The organism is Ruegeria sp. O5 (genome assembly GCF_056535105.1).
Genome location: NZ_JBQERN010000017.1, coordinates 22,861 through 40,230, shown reverse-complemented (window position 1 = coordinate 40,230; position 17,370 = coordinate 22,861). Strand labels below are relative to the sequence as shown.

Annotated in this window: 15 protein-coding genes; 11 read left to right on the top strand and 4 right to left on the bottom strand. The window is 61.0% G+C overall.

The genetic code is table 11. From position 1 onward, the window contains the following. Window positions 1–183 carry a DUF1674 domain-containing protein gene (locus ACR0M3_RS16760; RefSeq protein WP_209505084.1) on the bottom strand — a complete coding sequence of 61 codons (183 nt, stop codon included), beginning with the start codon at window positions 181–183 and terminating at the stop codon, window positions 1–3. Between the two features lie 88 nt (window positions 184–271). On the opposite strand from ACR0M3_RS16760, the gene ACR0M3_RS16755 reads away from it, so the two are divergent. From ACR0M3_RS16755 to ACR0M3_RS16725, 7 genes are all read left to right on the top strand, one after another. Further along, window positions 272–1,531 (top strand): RsmB/NOP family class I SAM-dependent RNA methyltransferase, encoded by a 1,260-nt coding sequence (locus tag ACR0M3_RS16755; protein WP_480911795.1) that lies wholly within the window; start codon window positions 272–274, stop codon window positions 1,529–1,531. Window positions 1,532–1,620: 89 nt separating this feature from the next. Then, entirely contained in the window at window positions 1,621–3,360 is a 1,740-nt protein-coding gene (locus tag ACR0M3_RS16750) for a heparinase II/III family protein (RefSeq protein ID WP_480911792.1), read from the top strand. A 22-nt stretch (window positions 3,361–3,382) separates the two neighbouring features. Next, window positions 3,383–4,972 (top strand): bifunctional phosphoribosylaminoimidazolecarboxamide formyltransferase/IMP cyclohydrolase, encoded by a 1,590-nt coding sequence (gene purH / locus ACR0M3_RS16745; protein ID WP_480911789.1) that lies wholly within the window; start codon window positions 3,383–3,385, stop codon window positions 4,970–4,972. After that, window positions 4,972–5,448: a signal peptidase II gene (gene lspA, locus ACR0M3_RS16740; RefSeq protein WP_480482851.1), complete on the top strand. Its 477-nt coding sequence runs from the start codon at window positions 4,972–4,974 to the stop codon at window positions 5,446–5,448. Before purH ends, lspA begins: the two co-directional genes overlap by 1 nt. Window positions 5,449–5,498: 50 nt before the next feature. Further along, window positions 5,499–6,014 carry a DUF3035 domain-containing protein gene (locus ACR0M3_RS16735; RefSeq protein ID WP_480482853.1) on the top strand — a complete coding sequence of 172 codons (516 nt, stop codon included), beginning with the start codon at window positions 5,499–5,501 and terminating at the stop codon, window positions 6,012–6,014. A gap of 81 nt (window positions 6,015–6,095) precedes the next feature. Continuing rightward, window positions 6,096–7,436 (top strand): M16 family metallopeptidase, encoded by a 1,341-nt coding sequence (locus ACR0M3_RS16730; RefSeq protein WP_480911786.1) that lies wholly within the window; start codon window positions 6,096–6,098, stop codon window positions 7,434–7,436. Further along, complete coding sequence (locus ACR0M3_RS16725) at window positions 7,433–8,743, top strand: M16 family metallopeptidase (protein ID WP_480774265.1); 1,311 nt, start codon at window positions 7,433–7,435, stop codon at window positions 8,741–8,743. Before ACR0M3_RS16730 ends, ACR0M3_RS16725 begins: the two co-directional genes overlap by 4 nt. Window positions 8,744–8,765: 22 nt before the next feature. Here ACR0M3_RS16725 and ACR0M3_RS16720 read toward each other — a convergent pair whose 3' ends face one another. The 3 genes from ACR0M3_RS16720 to deoC all read right to left on the bottom strand — a co-directional run bounded on the left by ACR0M3_RS16720 (window position 8,766) and on the right by deoC (window position 13,180). Next, a complete protein-coding gene (locus ACR0M3_RS16720; RefSeq protein ID WP_480911784.1) occupies window positions 8,766–9,575 on the bottom strand; it encodes an SDR family oxidoreductase in 810 nt (269 codons plus the stop codon). A 225-nt stretch (window positions 9,576–9,800) separates the two neighbouring features. Beyond that, window positions 9,801–12,134, bottom strand: coding sequence for an aldehyde dehydrogenase family protein (locus ACR0M3_RS16715; RefSeq protein ID WP_480911781.1), 2,334 nt, complete (start codon window positions 12,132–12,134; stop codon window positions 9,801–9,803). A 47-nt stretch (window positions 12,135–12,181) separates the two neighbouring features. Continuing rightward, on the bottom strand, window positions 12,182–13,180 hold the full coding sequence (gene deoC / locus ACR0M3_RS16710) for a deoxyribose-phosphate aldolase (protein WP_209505074.1): 999 nt from the start codon (window positions 13,178–13,180) through the stop codon (window positions 12,182–12,184). 198 nt (window positions 13,181–13,378) lie between these two features. On the opposite strand from deoC, the gene ACR0M3_RS16705 reads away from it, so the two are divergent. From ACR0M3_RS16705 to ACR0M3_RS16690, 4 genes are read left to right on the top strand one after another with little or no spacing between them, the layout of a single operon-like run. Next, a complete protein-coding gene (locus tag ACR0M3_RS16705; protein WP_480911778.1) occupies window positions 13,379–14,332 on the top strand; it encodes a metal ABC transporter solute-binding protein, Zn/Mn family in 954 nt (317 codons plus the stop codon). A 3-nt stretch (window positions 14,333–14,335) separates the two neighbouring features. Beyond that, a complete protein-coding gene (locus ACR0M3_RS16700; RefSeq protein ID WP_480560493.1) occupies window positions 14,336–15,139 on the top strand; it encodes a metal ABC transporter ATP-binding protein in 804 nt (267 codons plus the stop codon). Between the two features lie 3 nt (window positions 15,140–15,142). After that, window positions 15,143–16,348: a metal ABC transporter permease gene (locus tag ACR0M3_RS16695; RefSeq protein ID WP_480506491.1), complete on the top strand. Its 1,206-nt coding sequence runs from the start codon at window positions 15,143–15,145 to the stop codon at window positions 16,346–16,348. Then, window positions 16,345–17,274 carry a metal ABC transporter permease gene (locus ACR0M3_RS16690; RefSeq protein WP_480911774.1) on the top strand — a complete coding sequence of 310 codons (930 nt, stop codon included), beginning with the start codon at window positions 16,345–16,347 and terminating at the stop codon, window positions 17,272–17,274. Before ACR0M3_RS16695 ends, ACR0M3_RS16690 begins: the two co-directional genes overlap by 4 nt. Window positions 17,275–17,370: the final 96 nt, after the last annotated feature.

Below are 17,370 nucleotides of genomic sequence, written 5' to 3'. Positions count from 1 at the left end.
CTAGAAATCGATGGCGATGCCTTTCTTTTCCCAATCGCCGTAACGGGCGGGGTCCAGCCCATCGCGCCCTCCCAGTTCCTTGGGCATTTCCCTGGCCTCGGCCTGGGCTTTTTGGCGGCGTTCTTCCGCTTCGGCCAGCGCGCGTTGGGCGGCGGGGGGCAGGTCTTTGCGGTCGTCACTCATGACATCGGGTTCCTTTCCGTGCATAGCCTTGATATACGCCCGCGTCCGCCAATGGCAATGCGGGCACAGGTCACATGAAGGCAGTACCATGACAAACAGCGCGACAGCAGCACGGCGCAGCGCAATCTATCTATTGGATCAGGTTCTAGGTGAAGGCCGCCTGTTGTCTGAATGCCTGGCCGCGGGTGCTTTGGATCGGTTGGGGCCAGAGGATCGCGCGCGTGCCCAGCGGCTGGCATCCGAAACCCTGCGTGGGCTGGAACGGGCCGACCGTCTGCTGGACAACCACCTGAACCGAACGCCCGCCCTGACCGTACACAACGCGCTGAGGCTGGGCGCGGTCGAACTGTGCAACGGGGAAGCCGCGCATGGGGTGGTGAACTCCATGGTTGAAATCATCAGCCGCTCGCGCAAGCACGGGCGTCTGAAAGGGCTGGTGAATGCCGTTTTGCGCAAGGTGGCGTCCGAGGGTCCCGAGGCATGGCCGAAAATGCGTGTCCCGCGCCTGCCGGAGTGGCTGCGGGACCCCCTGATCGCGGCGTGGGGTGCCGAAGCGGTTGCCGGAATGGAACAGGCGCATTTCGCGGGCGCACCACTGGACCTTACCCTGAAGCCAGGGGCAGAAGGCCCTCCGGGCGAAAAGCTGCCCACCGGGTCTGTGCGTATTCTGGATGCGGGTCAGGTCTCGGCCTTGCCGGGATACAAGGATGGGGGTTGGTGGGTGCAGGACGCGGCAGCCGCGCCGCCGGTGCGTGTTCTGGCACCGAAGGCGGGCGAAAAGGTGTTGGACCTTTGCGCGGCTCCGGGCGGTAAAACCATGCAACTGGCTGCGGCGGGGGCGGATGTGACGGCGCTGGATGTATCCGCGGCGCGCACCGAACGCGTGCGCGAAAACCTCGCCCGGACCGGGTTGCAGGCAGAGGTTATCGTGGGTGACGCGCTGGACCATCAGGGTCAGTACGACGCAATTTTGCTGGACGCGCCCTGCTCGGCCACGGGTACGATCCGCAGGCATCCTGACTTGCCGTTTGCCAAGGATGGCTCGGAATTTGGCGGATTGATCGAATTGCAGGCGCAGATGCTGGCCCATGCGTGGACGCTGCTGAAACCCGGCGGGCGGCTGGTCTATTGCACCTGCTCGCTCTTGCCGGATGAGGGCGAGGTTCAGATCGAAGACGCGCTGGGCATGTATCCGGACATGCGTGTTGATCGCGAGGCACTGAAGCTCTCCGGCATCGAAGACAATTGGATCACCGAGGAAGGCGGCCTGCGTCTGCGGCCCGACTACTGGCCCGATCGCGGGGGTATGGACGGGTTCTATATCGCCTGCCTGAACAAATCCGCCTGAGCGCACGCTTTTCGATGACTTGACGATCGGCGCGGTCTATCGTTGGGTCTCAAGCGCCAGCAGAGCGCAAGGGGCAGAGTAACACGCGCATGTCAAATTCGGACACCATGGCCAGTCGGTGGATGCGGTTTCAAAACCGTTTCTATGCGCGTCTCAGTCAACGGCAAAAGGCCGCCACGGGGTTTGTTGCGCAACCTCAGCCGCGCACCGTTGGTTCGTTTGCGCGCGGGCGGCAGCTGGTTGCGGGGAATCTCTTGTTCGCCGGGTATCTGGTCGAGGCAGACGATACCGCGTTGTGGGATGTTGTTGCCCCCAGCGCCGGCTTTGATGAGGAACGCCATGGTTTTGCATGGCTGGATGATCTGGCCGCTGTCGGTGATATGCGCGCACGGGAAAAAGCGCAGCGCTGGGTCTGGGGCTGGATCGAGGCGCATGGCCGCGGGCAGGGCCCGGGCTGGGTGCCTGACCTGACCGGGCGGCGGGTGATGCGCTGGATCAACCATGCACTCTTTCTGCTGCGCGGGGCAGATGAGAAGCAAAGCAAACTGTTCTTTCGGTCTTTGGCGCAGCAAACATGGTTCCTGTCCAAGCGCTGGCAGGCCGCGACACCCGGGTTGCCGCGTTTCGAGGCGCTGGCCGGTCTTGTGCAAGCCGGGTTGGCGCTGGAGGGGCTGGAGCAGATGGCCGATCCGGCCTTGCGGGCTTTGGCTGGTGAATGTGACCGGCAGGTGGACGCACAGGGCGGTATTCCAACACGCAACCCGGAAGAGCTGCTTGAAGTGTTCATGCTGCTCAGCTGGACGTCGGCGGCGCTCAGCGATCTTGGACGCGGTACACCCGTTGCGCAGGCCAAGGCGATCAAGCGGATCGCACCGACCTTGCGCAGTCTGCGCCATGCGGATGGCGCGCTGGCGCGGTTTCACGGTGGCGGGCGCGGGGTCGAAGGGCGGCTGGAACAGGCGCTTGCGCAAAGTGGCGTCAAGCACAAGGCGGCGACCGAACTGCCAATGGGCTATGCCCGCCTGTCCGCAGCGCGCACCACAGTGATCGTGGATGCCAGCGCGCCGCCGTCCGGAGCGGCTTCATTCAACGCGCACGCATCCACGCTGGCGTTCGAGCTGACCTCGGGGCGCCGCCCTTTGATCGTGAATTGTGGATCGGGGGCCAGTTTCGGGCTGGATTGGCGCCGTGCCGGGCGTGCGACGCCTTCTCACTCAACCCTGTGTCTGGACGGGTTCTCGAGCGCGCGGTTGGCCAACCCGTTGCCGGGCCGCGAAAGTCAGGCGCTGGTCGACGCGCCGCGGGACGTTCCGGTCGATTTTGAAGATGCGTTCGAAGGCATCCGTTTCATGGCCGGGCATGATGGGTATGTCAAAGTCTTCGGGCTGACCCACGCGCGCACATTCGAATTGCGTTTTGACGGGCGTGAGCTGACGGTCGAGGATATTCTGCTGACCGCAACCGACAAGGCCAAGCGTCAGTTCGACAGGGCGATGGACGCCTCGGGCCTCAAGGGCATTGGCTATGACATCCGTTTTCATCTGCATCCTGACGTTGATGCTGCGCTGGATCTGGGCGGGGCGGCAGTGTCGATGGCGCTCAAAAGCGGCGAGATCTGGGTTTTCCGCCATGATGGTGTGGGAAAATTATCTGTCGAACCAAGTGTTTACCTTGAAAAAGGCCGTTTAAAGCCACGCGCGACAAAACAGATCGTTCTATCTGGCCGCGCAATGGAGTATGCGACGCGCATCCGGTGGACGCTGAGCAAGGCGCAGGATACAGCCTATGCCGTGCGCGATACGCACCGGGACGAGCCCAAGTTTGACTGACGCCAAAAGGACCTTTGGACCCATGACCGACCTTCACCCCGTGCGCCGCGCGTTGCTTTCCGTTTCCGACAAGACCGGGCTGATCGAGCTGGGCAAGGCGCTGTCCGAGCGCGGGATCGAACTGCTGTCGACTGGCGGCACTGCCAAGGCGCTGCGCGATGCAGGGCTTGAGGTGCGCGATGTCAGCGAAATTACCGGGTTCCCCGAGATGATGGATGGCCGGGTCAAGACGCTGCACCCGATGGTGCATGGCGGATTGCTTGCGCTGCGTGACAATGACACCCACGTCGCTGCGATGGAGGAACATGGCATCGGTGCCATCGACCTGCTGGTCGTGAACCTCTACCCGTTCGAGGCAACCGTCGCCAAGGGCGCGGGTTATGACGAATGTATCGAGAATATCGACATCGGCGGCCCGGCGATGATCCGCGCGGCCTCAAAAAACCATGCCTTTGTGAACGTGGTGGTGGATGTCGAGGATTATTCCTCCCTGCTGGACCAGCTGGAAGAAAACTACGGCAAGACATCCTATGGCTTCCGCCAGTGGCTGGCGCAAAAGGCCTATGCCCGAACAGCGGCTTATGACGCCGCCGTGTCGAACTGGATGGCCGATGCGCTGCAACTGGACGCCCCCAAGCGCCGCGCATTTGCCGGTGAGTTGAAGCAGACCCTGCGGTATGGCGAAAACAGCCACCAGCAGGCAGCGTTCTATACGGACGGCACCAACCGCCCCGGCGTCGCCACCGCCGTTCAGCATCAGGGCAAGGAACTGAGCTATAACAACATCAACGACACGGACGCGGCTTTTGAGCTGGTGGCCGAGTTTGATCCCGCGAAAGGCGCGGCTTGCGCCATCATCAAGCACGCCAACCCTTGCGGTGTAGCCACAGGTTCAACCCTTCTTGAGGCGTACAAGGCGGCATTTGACTGCGACCGCACCTCGGCTTTTGGTGGCATTGTTGCGCTGAACCAGCCGCTGGATGCAGAAACAGCGCAAGAGATTACGGGCATCTTCACCGAGGTTGTAATTGCCCCCGGTGCCTCGGACGAGGCCAAGGCGATTTTTGCCGCCAAGAAAAACCTGCGCCTGCTGACAACCGAGGCGCTGCCGGATGTAACCGAAGGTGGCAAAACCGTCCGTCAGGTGGCCGGCGGGCTGTTGTTGCAGGACAAGGATAACGGGTTTATCGGCATGGACGACCTCAAGGTCGTGACCAAGAAAGCCCCGACCGACGCGCAGATGCGTGACCTGTTGTTCGCGTGGAAAGTGGCCAAGCACGTCAAATCCAACGCCATCGTCTACGTCAAGTATGGCGCGACCGTGGGTGTTGGCGCGGGGCAGATGAGCCGAGTGGATTCGGCCCTGATCGCGGCCAAGAAAGCCGAACGTATGGCCGAAACGCTGGGCTTGCCGCAACCGCTGACCATCGGTTCCGCCGTGGCATCGGATGCGTTTTTCCCCTTCCCCGACGGGTTGATGGAAGCCGCCGAAGCGGGCGCGACCTGCGTCATTCAGCCGGGAGGGTCCATGCGCGACGATGAAGTGATCGCCGCAGCGGATGAGGCTGGTCTGGCGATGGTCTTCACCGGTATGCGTCATTTCCGTCACTGATGCGGTCACGCCTGCTTCTCTGGGCGGCCTTGGCCGCCTTCGCGATCGACCAGATCAGCAAATATCTGGTCGTTCACGTCCTGCGCGTGGCTGAACGGCCCGACGGTATCGATGTTCTGCCACCGCTGCTGGTGTTCAAATACGGCGAGAATCGGGGCATCAATTTCGGCCTGTTTCAGGGCGACTCTGAGGCTGCGCGCTGGTTTTTGATCGGTGTGTCCGTGGTGATCTGCATCGGTGTGCTTGTCTGGCTTGGTCGTTCGACGCGTTCGAAATACATGTTGTTCTGTGGCGGCCTGCTGATCGGCGGAGCGCTTGGGAATGTGGTCGACCGGCTTCTTTATGGGTTTGTTCTGGATTTCCTGAACATGTCCTGCTGTGGCATCAACAACCCGTTTGTGTTCAACTTGGCGGATGTGTTCATATTCGCCGGAGCGCTGGGGCTGGTTTTGTTTGACGGCAAAAAGCCCTCGTGACGCGCGGAATGATATGCGATAAAAGCGCCTGAAACAGGCTGGAGACACCAATGCGGATGCCGCGCGCCATATTTGTTCTGACAGTTGCCGCTGCGGTTGCGGCATGTTCGAATCCCGGACTGCGGGATCTGGCGCCTCCGGGACAGGGTCCGGATGAGTTTTCGGTATTGCCGGTCAAGCCGCTGACCCAGCCTCAGGATTACGCGTTCCTGCCGGCACCGACGCCGGGTGGTGGAAATCTGACAGACCCGACCCCTCAGGCCGATGCGGTGATCGCGCTGGGCGGTAATGCCGCCGCCCTGAACCCCAATGCCGGTGTGCCGTCGTCGGATGCAGCGCTTGTGACGGCGTCCAGCCGTTATGGCGTGCCAGCCGATGCACGGCAAGTGGTCGAAGCCGAGGATGCCGCGTTCCGCAAACGCCGGGGCCGCTGGACCGGTCTGCGCCTGTTCCCCGTCGACCGCTATAATCAGGTCTACGAACGCCAGTCGATTGATCCGTATTCGGAAACCGATGCCGCCCGCCGGGCCGGGGTCGAAACCCCGACCTCGCCCCCGAATGAATAATTCTTAACTTTCCGTCATCGGGCTTGAACCCGGGCCGCACCACCGTAGTTTGAATGACAGAAACGAAACGGAGGATGCCCCATGGTTCGGGCCCTTGCCTTGTCGGCTGCCCTGATCGCCACCACACCGGCTTTTGCCGGGGGTGGGAAAGAAGCGGTCACCACATTCACTTTGGACAACGGCATGGATGTCGTCGTGGTCGAAGATCACCGCGCGCCTGTCGTGCAGCACATGGTCTGGTACCGCGCCGGATCGGCGGATGAGCCGATCGGATCGTCGGGTGTCGCGCATTTTCTTGAACACCTGTTGTTCAAGGGCACAGATACTTTGGCGCCAGGTGAATTCTCGGCTACCGTCGCGGCCAATGGCGGCAACGACAACGCGTTCACCTCGTATGATTACACTGCCTATTTCCAGCGCGTCGCCGCCGACCGGCTTGAGTTGATGATGCGCATGGAATCGGACCGTATGCGGAACATACGCCTGAGCGATGAGGATATCGTGACCGAGCGCGATGTGATCCTTGAGGAACGCAACCAGCGCACCGAAAACAACCCGCGCGCTCTGTTCGGCGAACAGATGAGCGCGGCACAATACCTCAATCACCGTTATGGCGTGCCGATCATCGGTTGGAAGCACGAGATGGAAGAACTGGAACTGGAAGACGCGTTGTCTTTCTACCAGACCCACTATGCGCCCAATAACGCTATTCTGGTTGTCACCGGAGACGTTGATCCCGCCAAGGTCCGCACTCTGGCCGATCAGTATTACGGTGTGATCCCGGCCAATGCGGATTTGCCGGAACGGGTCCGGTCGCAGGAGCCCCCGCAAACCGCCGAACGCCGTCTGACTTTCAAGGACCCTCGCGTGGCGCAGCCCTATGTCCAGCGCAGTTACCTGGCGCCCGAACGCGATCCGGGCGATCAGGAAAAGGCGGCAGCCCTGTTTCTGTTGGCGGAACTGCTGGGGGGCAGCACGACCTCTTACCTGAACGAAAAGCTGCAATTCGATCAGAAAATGGCTGTTTATACCGGGGCGTTCTATCGTGACGTCTCGCTGGATGACACAACATTCGATCTGCTGGTCGTTCCCGCCGAAGGGGTTTCCCTGCAAGAGGCCGAAGATGCCATGGACCAGGCCGTGGCCGATTTCATTGCCGAAGGTGTCGACGAGGACGATCTGAACCGCATCAAGATGCAGTTGCGGGCCGCGCAGACCTATGCGCGCGACAATGTGGACGGGATCGGCAACCGCTATGGGCGCGCCCTGACCAGCGGCCTGACAATACAGGACGTGCAGGCATGGCCTGATATTCTTCAGGCTGTGACCGGCGACGAAATCATCGCCGCCGCCCGCGATGTTCTGCAACCCGAGGCGTCGGTCACCGGCTGGCTGATGCGCGATGATGAGGTAACGCAATGAAACGGTTTCTCGCAACGCTGATTGCCTGTCTGGTTGCTCTGCCTGCCTTGGCCGAGATCGAGATTGAAGAAGTGACCTCACCCGGCGGGATCACCGCATGGCTGGTCGAGGATCACTCGATCCCTTTCACCGCGCTCGAGCTGCGCTTTCGTGGCGGTACGTCGCTGGACGACCCGGACAAGCGCGGCGCCGTCTATCTGATGAGCGGGCTGATCGAGGAAGGGTCCGGTGAAATGGACGCGCGGACCTATGCGCGCGAGCTTGAGGCGCTGGCCGCATCGTTCCGCTATAACGCCGGTGACGACACGGTTTCGATTTCCGCACGTTTTCTGACCGAAAACCGGGATGAGGTTGCCGACCTGCTGCGTGAGACGATTCACGAACCACGCTTTGATCAGGACGCGGTTGACCGTGTGCGCGCACAAATCCTGTCCGGGCTGCGATCAGATCAAACCGACCCGAACGAGATTGCAGGCCGCAGCTTTGCCCAGATGGCCTATGGCGATCACCCTTATGGTTCCGAAGGCAAGGGCACGATCGAAAGCGTCTCGGCGCTGACACGGGATGATGTGGTAGCGGCGTATGAAAGCGTTTTTGCCAAGGATCGACTTTATGTGGGGGCCGTCGGCGATATCACGGCCGAAGAACTGGGCGCATTGCTTGACACATTGCTCGCCGACCTGCCGGAAACGGGCAAGCCCATCCCGGGCAAGGCCAACGTGACCATCTCCGGCGGGATCAGTGTTGTCGAGTTTGACACCCCGCAATCCGTGGCGCTGTTTGGCCATGCCGGAATAGATCGGGACGATCCTGATTTCTTTGCCGCCTATATCCTGAACCACATCCTTGGCGGTGGCGGGTTCGAAAGCCGTCTGATGCAAGAGGTGCGTGAAAAGCGTGGCCTGACCTATGGGGTTGGAACCTATCTTGTGCCCAAGGATCTGGCCTCGGTTTACCTGGGGTCGGTGTCATCGGCCAATGACCGCATTGCCGAGGCGATAGAGGTTATTCGCAACGAATGGGCGCATGCTGCCACCGAAGGGGTGACGCAGAAGGAACTGGACGATGCCAAGACCTATCTGACTGGCGCTTATCCGCTGCGCTTTGATGGCAACGGGCAGATTGCCGGGATCATGGTGGGGATGCAGATGGAAGGATTGCCCATCGATTATATCGCCACCCGCAATGACAAGGTGAACGCGGTCACACTGGAAGACGTGAACCGCGTTGCATCCGAACTGTTGGACCCGGACGGCCTGCATTTCACTGTTGTTGGAAAGCCGGTTGGGCTGGAAACTACCAACTGAACTGCAAGGGGTGAGTTGCGGCTCACCCCTTTTTCATACTCCGCAGCATATCGCCCATCATCTGGCCGAACTTGCCCGATCCGCGCTGATAAAGTGCCCCATCCACGGCCAGAACCGTGCCGCTGATATAGCTGGCCAGATCCGAGCTGAGGAACAGGCAGGCGTTGGCCACGTCCTGCGGCTGGCCCCAGCGGCCCAACGGCACGTCGCGGCGCAGTTCTTCGTGGGCGTTTTTGGTGGGCGCAAGGCGTTTCGCACCCTCGGTGCCTTCGATGAACCCCGGCACAACCGAATTCACCCTGATCCCTTCGACACCCCATTCCATCGACAGCGTGCGGGTGATCTGATCCACCCCCGCCTTGGCGGCGCAAACATGCGACTGGCCTTCGTACGGCAGGTAGGACTGCGGGGCCGAGATATTGATGATGCTGGCACCGGGGCGTTTGAGGAACGGATACGCCCCCTTCATCACGTGGATCGTGCCCATCAGGTCGATATCGATCACGGTCTTGAACGCGTTGACCGACATCTCGGACGCCAGCGCCGGGAAGTTGCCCGCCGCGCCCGAGATCAGCACATCGAAATCCCCAAAGGCGTCATGGAACTGCTTCAGTCCCGCCGCCACGGCGCCTGCATCGCGCACATCAAACGCAACCCCAATCGCATCCTGTGCGCCTGCGGCTTTCAGCGCGGCGATGGTGTCATCGACCTTTTCCTGCGACCGGCTGGCCACGGCCAGTTTGGCGCCCGAGGCTGCAAAAGCCTCGGCAATGCCGCGATTGATACCGCTGGTTCCGCCAATGACGATGACGGTTTTTCCTGAAAAATCCATGTAACGCCCTTTATCTTTGATCTACTGGGTGAGCGCCATTCTCTTGACTGAGTTCGTTGCGCATCTCCTCAATCATCGGAAGCACAAGAGTTTCGCGATTTGCGAGTAAGAATACCAAGCACGCAAATGCGCCGACCAAAGAAAAAATCACCAAACGAGCGATAGAAGTCCGATTGGTTTTCTCAGTCGGTAGTACCAAAGTAAACGCTCCCTTGGCAGGGAGCCCTACTCGCCGTAGGGCACCCAGATGTTTTTGACTTCGGTTGCAGCCTGAAGGAAGCGGCGGGAATGGTCCATGCTCCAATCAAATGCCGTCGCGTTATTGACCCAGGTCCGCTTCAGGTTCCCGGCTGAAACGACCTCGATCTCTTTCGACAGGTCGGTGGACGAGAACGACCAGACCGCGTCGACGTTCAGATGCGAGGCCAGCGGTTTCGCCAGTTCAGCATGGCTGCCGGTCAGGATGTTGACCACACCGGCAGGGACGTCCGAAGTCTCAAGGATCTGGTAGAAATCCGTCGCCGCCAGCGGGAAGGGCTCAGAAGCCACCAGAACCGTCCGGTTACCCATGGCAATCGCAGGCGCCATGGCCGAGACCAGACCCAGCAGCGGTGCCTCATCCGCGCAAAGCGCACCGATCACGCCAACGGGTTCCTTCATGGCGATGGCCACGCCCCGGATCGGAACACCATGGACCTGGCCGTCATACTTGTCGGCCCAGGCGGCGGCAGTGAACAGGCGCTGGATCGAAGCCTCAACTTCTTTCGCGCCGTCTTTCCTGCCGGTCATGGCGTCGATCCGCGCCGCGAATTCACCGGCGCGGGCCGAGAGGTTTTCGCCGATGTAATACAGGATCTGGGCCCGCAGATGGCCGGTGGTCCTGGACCAGCCTTTTGCACCTGCCGCGGCCTCGACCGCGTTGCGCACGTCCTTGCGGTTGGCAAGACCCACATGGCCCAGCAGGCCGGACTTGCCCCAAACCGGTTTCGAATATCCACCATCGGGCCGCGCCTGCTTGCCGCCGACATACAACTTGGCAGTGCGGTCGATCGGATCGACCGGGGCCCCTTCGCCCATGGCTGCCTCGACCTTTGCCAGCGGCTTGGCCTTACCCTTGGGTCTGGTATAGGCGGTCAGCCCTTCCCAACCACCTTCGCGGCCAAAGCCGCTTTCGCGGACCCCACCGAACCCGGCAGCGGCGTCAAACAGATTGGTGGCATTCACCCAGACGACGCCCGCAACCAGCTTGGGCGCGATATCCAGCGCAAGGTTCACATTCTCGGTCCAGACAGTCGCCGCCAGACCGTACCGGGTGTTGTTGGCCAGCTCGACGGCCTCTTCCGGTGTGCGGAAAGTCGAAGACACCAGCACCGGACCAAAGATCTCTTCCTGCATCAACGGGTCCGAGGTCTCGAGCCCCGAGATCAGTGTCGGCGGGTAGTAGCAGCCGTTTGCGGGAAGATCGCAGGCAGCTTGATGCACATGGCCCGCTGTGTTGCTTTCGACCATTCCTTTGATGGTCTGCAACTGAACCGGGTCCACAACCGCGCCCACGTCGATACATTTGTCCAGCGGATTGCCGACGCGCAGCGTGTCCATCCGGGCGCGCAGCTTGTCGTGGAAACGGTCGGCGATGCCTTCCTGCACCAGCAGGCGCGAACCTGCACAGCAGACCTGACCCTGATTGAACCAGATCGCATCCACCAGCCCTTCGATGGCCGAGTCGATATCGGCGTCATCAAAGACGATGTACGCGGATTTGCCGCCCAACTCCAACGTCAGTTCCTTACCAGATCCGGCGGTGGCCTCACGGATGCGACGGCCCACAACGGTCGAGCCGGTAAAGGCAATCTTGTCCACGTCCGAGGCCACGATCATCTCACCCACGGCACCGTCTCCGGTGACGATGTTGACGACACCTTTCGGCAGACCGGCCTGTGTGCAGATATCGGCAAATAACAGCGCCGTCAGCGAGGTATATTCAGCCGGTTTCAGAACCACCGTATTCCCCATCGCCAGCGCAGGCGCGATCTTCCACGCCAACATCAGCAAGGGGAAGTTCCACGGAATGATCTGACCGCACACACCCAGCGCTTCGGCGTCGGGCAGCTCGCTTTCCATCAGCTGCGCCATGCCGGCGTGATAATAGAAATGCCGCTGCGCGAGCGGAATATCGATGTCACGCGATTCCCGGATCGGTTTGCCGTTGTCGAGGCTTTCCAGCACCGCAAACAGACGCGAATGCTTTTGCAGCAGTCGCGCAATTGCATAGAGATACCGCGCACGGCCCGCGCCGCCCAGTTTCTCCCATTTCGGCTGAGCCTTGCGCGCGGCGGCAACAGCGGCGTCCACGTCGGCCTGCTTGGCCTGCGTCAGCTTGGCCAGAACCTCCCCGGTCGCAGGGTTGCGGCTGTCAAACCCTTTGCCCGGCTTGGTGAAAGCACCATCGATATAGTGTCCGAACTTGTCGCCCTGATCGACCAGCCAGGCCAGTGCCTCGGCGGCGCTTTCGGGGGCGGGGCCGTATTCCATGGTCTCAAAAATCTCTTTGACTGTCATGACTTCATCTTTTCCCAAATACTCACTGTCCAGACATACCCACAGGCTCAGCCCATCGAATGCCTGTAACCAGCCGAGTAAGCCCCGGTGACATAGTGTTCCAACTGCCGTTCGATATCGCCCAGCAACGACGACGCACCAAAGCGGAACAGATCGGGTTCCAGCCAGCGGTCGCCCAGTTCGTCCTTGATCAGCGACAGATAAACCAGCGCGTCCTTGGCTTTCGAAATACCACCCGCAGGTTTATACCCGACCCGGTATCCGGTGCGGTCATAGTAATCGCGGATCGCACGGATCATCACCAGCGACACGGGCAGGGTGGCGTTGACGCTTTCCTTGCCGGTCGAGGTCTTGATGAAATCCGCCCCGGCCATCATGCACACCAGCGAGGCGCGCGCGACATTGCGCAGGCTGCCCAATTCTCCGGTCGCAAGAATGGCTTTGACATGGGCATCGCCACAAGCCACGCGGAACGCCTTCATCTCATCATACAGGGCCTGCCAGTCCCCCGACAGCGCATGACGGCGCGAGATTACGATGTCGATTTCCTCGGCCCCGGCTTTCACGCTTTCCTCGATCTCGGCCACGCGCAGATGGAACGGGGACAGTCCGGCGGGAAAGCCGGTGGACACGGCAGCGACCGGAATGCCAGTGCCTTTCAGAGCGTCTACGGCGGTTTCGATCATGTCGTGATAGACGCAAACCGCCCCGGTCGTGATCGGTGGCATGTCCAGCGCCTGAAGGACCGAAGGTGCAACCGGCTGACGGGCCTTTGCACACAGACGGCGCACCCGGCCCACTGTATCGTCGCCCGACAGCGTGGTCAGGTCGATCATCGTGATGGCTTTCAGCAGCCACGCAGCCTGATATTCCTTCTTGACCGAACGGCGGCCCGGCAATGTGGCCGCACGCCGTTCAATCGCGGAAGTATTGGCCTGAATGGCGCGCACCCAGTCCAGATCCAGTTCCATTCCGGGGTTCCGGGGTTCGGTCACTTGCGGCAGATGCGCGGTGCGCACGGGGCTTTCTGAGCTCTGCGTATCCATGGTTACGTCCTTTGGGAGGTTTGCGACAAAATCGCACGGGTGGGCCGGGAATGGAAGGTGTTCCGGCGCAACGATCGAATATTTTTGACCATTTGGACAAATAATCGAGGTTTTCTTGCGAATAATTCTCATTAGCGTTGACTTAGTTGCGAATGGTTCTCATATTTGATCCAACACGCATCCAAATCGAGGTTGGAAATGATTCGTCGGCATTGCCTTGCACTATTGGCTCTGGCCCTTTCGGTGCCAGCTATGGCTTTTGCCGGGGCACCGCTGAAAGTGGTGGCCACGACGGGCATGATTGCAGATGCGGCGCGTCAGGTCGGCGGTGATCTGGTTGAGGTCAGAGGGCTTATGGGCCCCGGCGTTGATCCCCATGCCTATCGCCAGACGCGCAGCGATATCGTGGCGATGACTCGGGCAGATCTGGTTCTGTGGCACGGCCTGTATCTCGAAGCGCAAATGGAAGACTTCTTTCATGATCTCGAGCGGAAACGGACCGTCATTGCGGTTGCAGAGGGCGTAGATAAGTCCATGCTGCGTGCGCATGATGATTATGCCGACAAGTATGATCCGCATGTCTGGATGACACCCGCGCTGTGGCGCGAAGTTGTTGTGGAAGTGCAGCGTGCGCTGACCGAAGCCCGCCCCGAAGCAGCCGAGGTTTTTGCGGCCAATGCACAAGCCCATCTGGCCGACATAGACCGTCTGACGGCCTATGCCGAGAAAACCCTGTCTTCGGTACCGGACCACAACAAGGTTCTGGTCACCGCCCACGACGCCTTTGGCTATTTCGGCGAAAGTTTCGGGTTCGAGGTACTGGGCATTCAGGGCATCTCGACCCAATCCGAGGCGGGCCTGAACCGGATCGGAGAGTTGGTTGACCTGTTGGTTGATCGCCGGATCACGGCGGTCTTCGTCGAAAGCTCGGTTTCTGACCGGTCGATCCGCGCGCTGATCGAAGGGGCCACAGCCAAAGGGCACGAGGTGAAGGTCGGGGGCGAGTTGTTCTCGGACGCCATGGGCGAGGATGGCACCTACGAAGGCACTTACATCGGGATGCTTGATCACAATGTCACCGTCATCGCAGGCGCATTGGGCGGGGATGTTCCCGATCGCGGCATGGACGGCAAACTGTCAGCGGGGTTCTGAAAGATGCTGGGGCTGATCAGCAACGAAGGTGTGACGATCCAGGAACATAATCTGGATGACAGCCCTCTGGCTGTGCGGGGCCTGACGGTTTCCTACGGGCAGAAGCCAGCGGTCTTTTCGGTTGATATGACAGTAACGCCCGGCGCGATGACCGCCATTATCGGGCCGAACGGTGCTGGAAAGTCAACGCTGCTCAAGGCGGCGCTGGGCATCGTTACGCCATTGTCGGGGCAGGTGACCGTATTTGGTCAGCCGCTGAATTCGCAACGCGCACGTGTCGCCTATGTTCCCCAGCGTGCCAGCGTGGACTGGGATTTCCCGACACGGGTGATCGACGTGGTTCTGATGGGTCTGTCGCGTGAACTGGGCCTGTTGGGCCGCTTGCGCGCGCGCCACAAGGCCCGTGCGATGGATTGCCTGAACCGTGTCGGAATGCGCGATTTCGCGGATCGCCAGATTGGCCAGCTGTCCGGTGGCCAGCAACAGCGTGTGTTTCTGGCGCGTGCTCTGGCTCAGGATGCAGATCTGTACCTGCTGGACGAGCCGTTTGCCGGTGTCGACGCTGCTACCGAAAAAGCCATCATCGCGGTGCTGAAATCCCTGAAAGAGGCCGGTAAGACAGTCGTTGTCGTGCATCATGATCTGGCCACCGTGACCGACTATTTCGACCACGTTTTCCTGATCAACACTCGCAAGGTGGCCGAAGGGCCGGTGGCCGAGGCCTTCACGGCGGAAACGCTGCAATCGGCCTATGGTGGCAGGTTGGCAACGGCCCAGATCGATCAGATTTCACGCGCGCTGGGATAGTTCATGCTTTGGGATGCTCTGACCCTTCAGCTTGGCTATAACGCCACGCTGGTTGCCATCGGTGCAACATTGCTGGGCGTGTCGGCGGGCGTGACGGGGACATTCCTGTTTCTGCGCAAGCGCGCCCTTGTCAGCGACGCAATCAGCCATGCAACCCTGCCGGGCGTCTGTATCGCTTTCATGGTGCTGGTCGCGCTGGGCGGGGACGGGCGCAACCTGCCGGGCCTTTTGGTGGGGTCCGCTATTTCCGCCTGGGTTGGTCTGTTGTGCATGAATTGGCTGACACGGCGCACCCGCCTGGCCGAGGACGCCGCGATCGGTGCGGTTCTGTCCGTGTTCTTCGGCTTTGGGATCGTGCTGCTGACGGTCATCCAGACCATGGGGGTTGGCCGTCAGGCCGGGCTGGAAGGTTTCCTGTTGGGTTCAACCGCCGGAATGCTGTGGGCCGATGCGGTGATCATCGCACTTGGTGGCGCCTTGACGTTGGCGCTGGTGCTGATCATCCGCCGTCCGATGACCCTTGTCGCATTCGACCCCGAATATGCAGCTGCGCGCGGGTTGCCAGTGCATCGTATCGACCTGGCCATGATGGGGCTGGTCATGGCCGTGACCGTGGTCGGCCTGAAAATCGTCGGCCTGATCCTGATCGTGGCTTTGCTGATCATTCCGGCAGTGACCGCCCGGTTTTGGTCTGACCGCTCGGAACGCGTTGTTCTGTTGGCCGGGTTGGCCGGTGGGCTGGCCGGATATATCGGCGCTGCCATATCCGCATCCGCGCCCAATCTTCCAACCGGCCCGATTATCGTGCTGGTCAGCTTTGCCTTTTTCCTCGCCTCCCTCTTCTTCGCCCCGATGCGCGGCGTTCTGGCGGCGGTGCTGCGGCATCTGCGGTTTCAGCGCCGGGTGCATATTCGCCAGGGACTTCTGGCGATGGCGCAAGGGCAGAAGATCTATGAGCCCCTGACCCTGCGTTTGCTGCGGCGTGCCGGGTTGGTCCGGGCGGATGGCGTCGCGACAGACACCGGTAAGGCCCGCGCGGCCAAGGCCCTGCGGGATGAAAAGCGATGGGAAATCGTGCGCGCCGATCAGGCGCACGAGGCGACAGCTGCGCTCTATGACGGGTTGCGTGATATCGAGACCGTTCTGACACGCGACCAGATTGATGAGATCGACCGCCAGATTGGCGGGCCGCAGGGGATACCGGCATGAGTGGTGAAGAATTCGTCCCGCTGTCTCTGACGCCGCTGCTGATCGGAACATGTGCGGCCATCGCCTGTGCCTTGCCCGGCAACTTTCTTGTGTTGCGAAAACAGGCGCTGATCGGCGATGCGATCAGCCATGTGGTGCTGCCGGGTATCGTTGTTGCGTTTCTGCTGACAGGTGCCATATCCACCTGGCCGATGATGTTGGGTGCGGCCGGGGCCGCGGTTCTGGCTGTTGTCCTGATCGAGGCCATTCGCCGACTGGGGCAGATCGAACCCGGGGCTGCCATGGGCGTGGTCTTTACCACCATGTTCGCAGCAGGCGTCCTGCTGCTTGAGCAGACGGATACGTCAACCGTGCATCTGGATGTGGAACATGCGCTTTACGGCAATCTCGAAAGCCTGATCTGGCTGGACGCGTCCGGGTGGTCCTCGGTGCTGGACGCTCAGGCCCTTGCCGGATTGCCCCCGGAACTGCCCCGTATAGCGCTGACACTGGTGGGTGTGATGCTGTTTACATGGCTGTTCTGGCGGCCGCTGAAAATTTCCACCTTTGACGAAGGTTTCGCCCGCACGATTGGTATTCGCACGGGGCTTCTGGGCATGGCGCTCGTCATCACTGCAGCCATCGCGGCGGTTGCCGCTTTTGACGCTGTGGGCTCGATCATCGTGATCGCGATGTTTATCTGCCCTCCGGCAGCTGCGCGGATGCTGACCAACCGGCTTGAGGCGCAGATTGGCTGGAGTGTCGTGATCGCTATAACCTCTGCCGTGACGGGGTATGTGCTGGCAGGCTACGGGCCCCTGTGGCTGGGCGCGGCGGATGCGGTCAGTGCGGCAGGGATGATCGCAACGATGTCCGGGCTGATCCTGGCGCTGGCGGCCATGTTTGGCCCATGCCGCACACGCATTGGTGTTCAGACGTCAGCCTGAGACGGCATTTTCCTGCCGCAGATGCCTATGCGTCATCGGCCAAACTCTGCCCAGATGCCGTTAAGGTTAATCTTAAGCAGATTTTTGGGAAGTCTC

Excerpts from the sequence above, each read along its gene's own strand:
- ACR0M3_RS16735 (WP_480482853.1), top strand. The coding sequence starts at position 5,499 with ATGCGGATGCCGCGCGCCATATTTGTTCTGACAGTTGCCGCTGCGGTT.
- ACR0M3_RS16755 (WP_480911795.1), top strand. The coding sequence starts at position 272 with ATGACAAACAGCGCGACAGCAGCACGGCGCAGCGCAATCTATCTATTG.
- purH (WP_480911789.1), top strand. The coding sequence starts at position 3,383 with ATGACCGACCTTCACCCCGTGCGCCGCGCGTTGCTTTCCGTTTCCGAC.
- ACR0M3_RS16690 (WP_480911774.1), top strand. The coding sequence starts at position 16,345 with ATGAGTGGTGAAGAATTCGTCCCGCTGTCTCTGACGCCGCTGCTGATC.
- lspA (WP_480482851.1), top strand. The coding sequence starts at position 4,972 with ATGCGGTCACGCCTGCTTCTCTGGGCGGCCTTGGCCGCCTTCGCGATC.
- ACR0M3_RS16750 (WP_480911792.1), top strand. The coding sequence starts at position 1,621 with ATGTCAAATTCGGACACCATGGCCAGTCGGTGGATGCGGTTTCAAAAC.
- ACR0M3_RS16705 (WP_480911778.1), top strand. The coding sequence starts at position 13,379 with ATGATTCGTCGGCATTGCCTTGCACTATTGGCTCTGGCCCTTTCGGTG.
- ACR0M3_RS16760 (WP_209505084.1), bottom strand. The coding sequence starts at position 183 with ATGAGTGACGACCGCAAAGACCTGCCCCCCGCCGCCCAACGCGCGCTG.
- ACR0M3_RS16720 (WP_480911784.1), bottom strand. The coding sequence starts at position 9,575 with ATGGATTTTTCAGGAAAAACCGTCATCGTCATTGGCGGAACCAGCGGT.
- deoC (WP_209505074.1), bottom strand. The coding sequence starts at position 13,180 with ATGGATACGCAGAGCTCAGAAAGCCCCGTGCGCACCGCGCATCTGCCG.
- ACR0M3_RS16695 (WP_480506491.1), top strand. The coding sequence starts at position 15,143 with ATGCTTTGGGATGCTCTGACCCTTCAGCTTGGCTATAACGCCACGCTG.
- ACR0M3_RS16730 (WP_480911786.1), top strand. The coding sequence starts at position 6,096 with ATGGTTCGGGCCCTTGCCTTGTCGGCTGCCCTGATCGCCACCACACCG.
- ACR0M3_RS16725 (WP_480774265.1), top strand. The coding sequence starts at position 7,433 with ATGAAACGGTTTCTCGCAACGCTGATTGCCTGTCTGGTTGCTCTGCCT.
- ACR0M3_RS16715 (WP_480911781.1), bottom strand. The coding sequence starts at position 12,134 with ATGACAGTCAAAGAGATTTTTGAGACCATGGAATACGGCCCCGCCCCC.
- ACR0M3_RS16700 (WP_480560493.1), top strand. The coding sequence starts at position 14,336 with ATGCTGGGGCTGATCAGCAACGAAGGTGTGACGATCCAGGAACATAAT.